This window comes from Candidatus Goldiibacteriota bacterium (assembly GCA_016937715.1).
In the GTDB taxonomy this organism is placed as follows: Bacteria; Oederibacteriota; PGYV01; order PGYV01; family PGYV01; genus PGYV01.
Genome location: JAFGWA010000096.1, coordinates 1 through 4,746, shown reverse-complemented (window position 1 = coordinate 4,746; position 4,746 = coordinate 1). Strand labels below are relative to the sequence as shown.

Below are 4,746 nucleotides of genomic sequence, written 5' to 3'. Positions count from 1 at the left end.
TGAAAAAGAGGAAAAACAGGATGAAATAAAACCGGCTGAAACACCCATGAAAACGGCGGTTATGCCGCATTCGGAAAAACATCCAAAGGCGGTTTCGGCCAGGTTTATAAGGACAATAAGGGTGGAAAAATACAATTTTGACGGGCTTCACAGAATGGTAAATGAGATAAACAAAAAAAGGCCCGGCACAAAAATTACTAAAGACAAGCTTGTAAATATGCTGTTGAAAAATTTTCTTGAAGCGCACCCTGATTTTGGCGACCTTGGCTGCAAAGAAAGTATTGAAGAAATAATGAAAGGTTTTAAATTTAAATGAATTCCGTTGAAATGGAATTCTGCCTTGATGAAAAAAACAGCGTCATAGAAATGCTTTACGCGCTGGCGGTAAAGCAGAACCAAGGGCTTATGCAGGGGGATATTGAAAAAGTTATTTTTCTGGATGAAAAAAAGAGGATTCTGGTAGAAAAAATGGATATATTAAATTCAAGGTTAAAAGGGCTTTTAAAAGAAGGAAAACCGCCCGAAAGCATAAAAAATAAAGTAAAAATGGTCAATGATTCATTTGAAAAACTGCTGGCAGTAGAGAAAAAGAATGATTTATTAGTCAACGAAACAATCGCTTTAAACAGCGGAAGGCACGTTAAAGCGTACAGTAAATTAAAGGGTTTATAAGTCTTTTATAGATTGTAAAACGGTGTTTCAGTAATAAGAAACAAAAAAAAACTTGACAAAAAAAATAGTTTTAAGTAATATAGAAACACTTGATGCACAAATAACATATTTTTATACAATTTCTCAAAAAAAGAGAGGATAAATCTTTATGCTTGAAGGCATTTTCTCCAGTGAAGTATATCAGGTTTTAGAGAAATCGCTTAACGCGTCATCTCTTCAGCATAAACTTATAAGCAATAATATTGCCAATGTTAATACGCCCGGTTTTAAGCGTTCTGAAGTGGTGTTTCAAAGCAAACTTTCCGAAGTTCTTGATAAAAAAGACAAGGAATTTCTGCCGCTTGCTGTCACCAATTTAAAACACATTCCGTCCGGTACCGATTTTACGCTTGCGCAGCTGCAGCCGGAAATTGTGACTAACGCTGAAACTTCTTTAAGGACTGATGAAAATAACGTTGATATTGATTTTGAAATGGCAAAAATGGCTGAAAATACAACGGCATATTCAACAATTGCCCAACTGATGTCAATGAAGATAAGCGGATTAAAAACAGCTATTTCCGAAGGCGGGAGGTAATAATTAATGAGTGCATTTGATGCTTTTGTCATAAGCGCGTCCGGCCTTACAGCGGAACGCCTTAGAATGGATGTAATTTCAAATAATATAGCAAATGTTAATACTACAAAGACAATAGACGGCGGGCCGTACCAGCGCCAGCGTGTTGTTTTTGAACCAAGGGGAGAAAAAGTTAATTCTCTTTTTCCCGCGATGTTTGATAAAACAATAATGGCATCCGGTTTTAAAGGCGTTAAGGTTACAGGCGTAATTAATGATGTTAATCCGCCTAAGTTAACTTATGATCCGGGGCATCCGGACGCCAATAAAGAAGGTTATGTGGCAATGCCAAATGTGAATATAGTAAAAGAAATGGTTGATATGATATCCGCGACAAGGGCATATGAAGCCAATGTTACGGCTTTAAATTCCGCTAAATCAATGGCGGCCAAAGCACTTGAAATAGGCAAAGCTTAATAAAAAGCATATAATGGAGGGCTGTAAATGTCAGCGCCAACAGGTATAACAGGTTTAGAAGGTGTGCTTGGAAAAGTTAACATACCGGAAACGGTATTAAATACTGTACAGCCAGTTCAGCCGGAAATTAAAACCGGTGCGGCGGATTTTGGAGACATTCTTCAGACAGCCATAAAGTCAATAAATGAAACGCAGATAAACGCGGACAATGCGATTTCGCAGCTTGCCGCGGGTCAGGACATAGAACTTCATAACGTAATGCTTGCTGTTGAACAGGCAGGCATGACGTTACAGCTGGCGCTTCAGGTTAAAAACAAAATAACCGAAGCTTACCAGGAAATAATGAGAATGCAAATCTAATTTACGGGTGAGGTGAAATAGTGAACGACTTTCTGTTAAAGACATGGGAGCGTTTAAAATCTTTCTGGCAGGGTCAGAACAAGTCCGGAAGAATTTTATGGGTTACCGTTCCGTCGCTTATTTTAATAGGGCTTATTGCAATTGCTTTCTGGACAACCGCGCCTAATTATTCGCCGCTGTTTTCCAATCTTACTTCCGAAGACGCGGGCAATATTATTTCGGAATTAAAAGACAGAAAGATTCCTTATAAAATAGGAAACAACGGCAAAACAATATCCGTACCGTTCAAAAATGTTTATGATTTAAGGCTTGAAATGGCATCAAAAGGAATGATAAAAGGCGGCGGTGTGGGTTTTGAAATTTTTGATAAAACCAACCTTGGAATAACGGATTTCACGCAGAGGGTAAATTTTGTAAGGGCGCTTGAAGGCGAGCTTGGAAGGACAATAAGCAATATTGATATTATAGAAGAAGCAAGGGTACACCTTGTACTTCCCAAAAAAGAATTATATGAAGAGAAAGAAAAAGAACCCACGGCATCCGTTTTAATAAAGATGAAATCGGGCTTAAAGTTAAGTTATGATAATGTCAAATCCATAATTTTCCTTGTTTCCGGCAGTGTTGAAGGAATGAAGCCGGTAAATGTAACAATAATAGATTCAAACGGGACTGTTTTAAGCGATATTATAAAAGATGAACTTCTGGAAGAAAATTCTTCCTCTTATTCCTACAGCAAGCAGCTTAAACTTACCAACCAGCAGATAACCATGCAGAAGGATTTTGAAAAGGACATACAGCGCAGGGTTGATTCCATGCTGTCAAACGTGCTTGGCGATAAAAGGGCGACGGTAAGGGTAAATGCCGAACTTAACTTTGACCAGGTGGAGAAAAAAGACGAAATATACGAACCTGTTGTGGGCGGGAAGGGTATTATAAGAAGTTCCAAAAGAAATCTTGAAAATTATACCGGTGTGGGCACTTATCCGGGCGGCGTTCCGGGAACAGATTCAAATGTTCCGGGTTATAAATCAGCCGTAAGCGGAAATTCGCAGTTTACAAAATCAGAAGTGACAGAAAATTACGAAATATCAAAAAGGGAAAAACATGTTGTGGAAACCGTTGGCACGGTAAAAAGGCTTTCTGTAGCCGTTATCGTTGACAACCTTCAGCCGCAGCAGGTTAATTCCGTAAGAAACGCGGTTATCGCGGCGGCCGGTCTTGACCTTACAAGAGGCGACCAGGTTGCTGTTGAAAATATAAGCTTTGACAGAACGGTTGAAAAAGCCGAAATGGCAAAAGCTGACATGAGCGCAAGGGAAAAATACATGACTACGCTCACCAGCCTTGGCATCGTACTTGGCATACTGCTCTTCGCGCTTCTATTCCTGCGTTCCACGCTGAAACCGAAAGCGATAAGGGAAAAGCTGCGCAGGCAGATAGAGATGGCGGCAAAAGACGTCAGGGCGGAAGAAGAAGTGGAAGTTCCGCTGGAAGCCGTGCCTTCAGCCGCGGAACTTGCTGAAGCCCAGAAACGAGCAGAAATGAAAAGGCAGATTACAAAGATTGCAAGGGAAAATCCCAAAATTATCGTCCAGCTTATCAAACGCTGGTTGAATGAAGAGAAGAGGTGATCGATTATGCCAATGAACGGTGAACAGAAAGCCGCGACACTTCTAATCACTCTAGGGCCGGATCTTTCGGCGGAAGTATTCAGAAATTTATCCGACGAGTTGGTAGAACAGCTTACGTTACAGATAGCTAATACAAAGAAGATTACCCCGCAGGACAGGGATTCCGTAATGGAGGAAAGCTATCAGCTTGCCCTCGCGGAAGAATACATATCCCAGGGCGGAATCGATTACGCAAGGGAGCTTCTTGAAAAAGCCCTTGGAGAACAGAAAGCCGTGGAAATATTAAACAGGCTGCAGGGCGCGCTTCAGATGACGCCTTTTGATTTCATTAAAAAGACAGACCCGCAGCAGATACTTAACTTCATTCAGAATGAGCATCCGCAGACAATCGCGCTTGTGCTTGCGCATCTTCAGCCGGAACAGTCATCAAATATTCTGTCTTCGTTACCGGGGGATATTCAGGTTGATGTTGCCACAAGGATAGCCACAATGGAAAGGGCAACCCCTGAAGTCATAATGGAAGTTGAAAAAGTTCTGGAAAGAAGAATAGCGTCCGTCTTTACACAGGAATTTGCTTCAGCCGGCGGCGTAAGGTCTGTTGCTGAAATGCTTAACAGGGTTGACAGAAGCACGGAAAAAGCGATTATGGAAAAACTTGAAGAAACAAATCCGGATCTTGCGGATGAAATTAAAAGGCTTATGTTCGTGTTTGATGACGTTCTGCTTCTGGATGACAGGACTATACAGCAGATATTAAGGGAAATAGATTCCAAGGACCTTGTACTTGCGCTTAAAGGCGCCTCTGAAGAGTGCAAAAATAAGATTCTTAAGAACATGTCCAGCCGCGCCCGCCAGATGATACTTGAAGATATGGAAGTTATGGGCCCTGTACGTATTAAGACAACAGAAGAAGCCCAGCAGAAGATTGTAAACGTCATCAGGCAGCTTGAAGAAATGGGTGAAATTGTGGTAGCAAGAGGCGGAGAGGAAGAAATCTTTGTTTAAGAATATTTATAAGCCCGAAGATTACACTATTAAGGGCAACCCATA

7 protein-coding genes are annotated in these 4,746 nt (G+C 41.0%); all 7 read left to right on the top strand.

The window, feature by feature from the left end:
• On the top strand, positions 1-316 hold a 316-nt coding region (locus JXR81_09775; protein ID MBN2755130.1), incomplete at its 5' end, for a hypothetical protein.
• Positions 313-672: a hypothetical protein gene (locus JXR81_09770; GenBank protein MBN2755129.1), complete on the top strand. Its 360-nt coding sequence runs from the start codon at positions 313-315 to the stop codon at positions 670-672. The genes JXR81_09775 and JXR81_09770, both read left to right, overlap by 4 nt.
• A 148-nt stretch (positions 673-820) precedes the next feature.
• Entirely contained in the window at positions 821-1,249 is a 429-nt protein-coding gene (gene flgB / locus JXR81_09765) for a flagellar basal body rod protein FlgB (protein ID MBN2755128.1), read from the top strand.
• A 6-nt stretch (positions 1,250-1,255) separates the two neighbouring features.
• Positions 1,256-1,705: a flagellar basal body rod protein FlgC gene (flgC, locus tag JXR81_09760; GenBank protein ID MBN2755127.1), complete on the top strand. Its 450-nt coding sequence runs from the start codon at positions 1,256-1,258 to the stop codon at positions 1,703-1,705.
• Positions 1,706-1,732: 27 nt separating this feature from the next.
• Complete coding sequence (gene fliE / locus JXR81_09755; GenBank protein ID MBN2755126.1) at positions 1,733-2,065, top strand: flagellar hook-basal body complex protein FliE; 333 nt, start codon at positions 1,733-1,735, stop codon at positions 2,063-2,065.
• A 20-nt stretch (positions 2,066-2,085) separates the two neighbouring features.
• On the top strand, positions 2,086-3,696 hold the full coding sequence (fliF, locus tag JXR81_09750) for a flagellar M-ring protein FliF (GenBank protein ID MBN2755125.1): 1,611 nt from the start codon (positions 2,086-2,088) through the stop codon (positions 3,694-3,696).
• Positions 3,697-3,702: 6 nt separating this feature from the next.
• Positions 3,703-4,701: a flagellar motor switch protein FliG gene (fliG, locus tag JXR81_09745; GenBank protein MBN2755124.1), complete on the top strand. Its 999-nt coding sequence runs from the start codon at positions 3,703-3,705 to the stop codon at positions 4,699-4,701.
• Positions 4,702-4,746: the final 45 nt, after the last annotated feature.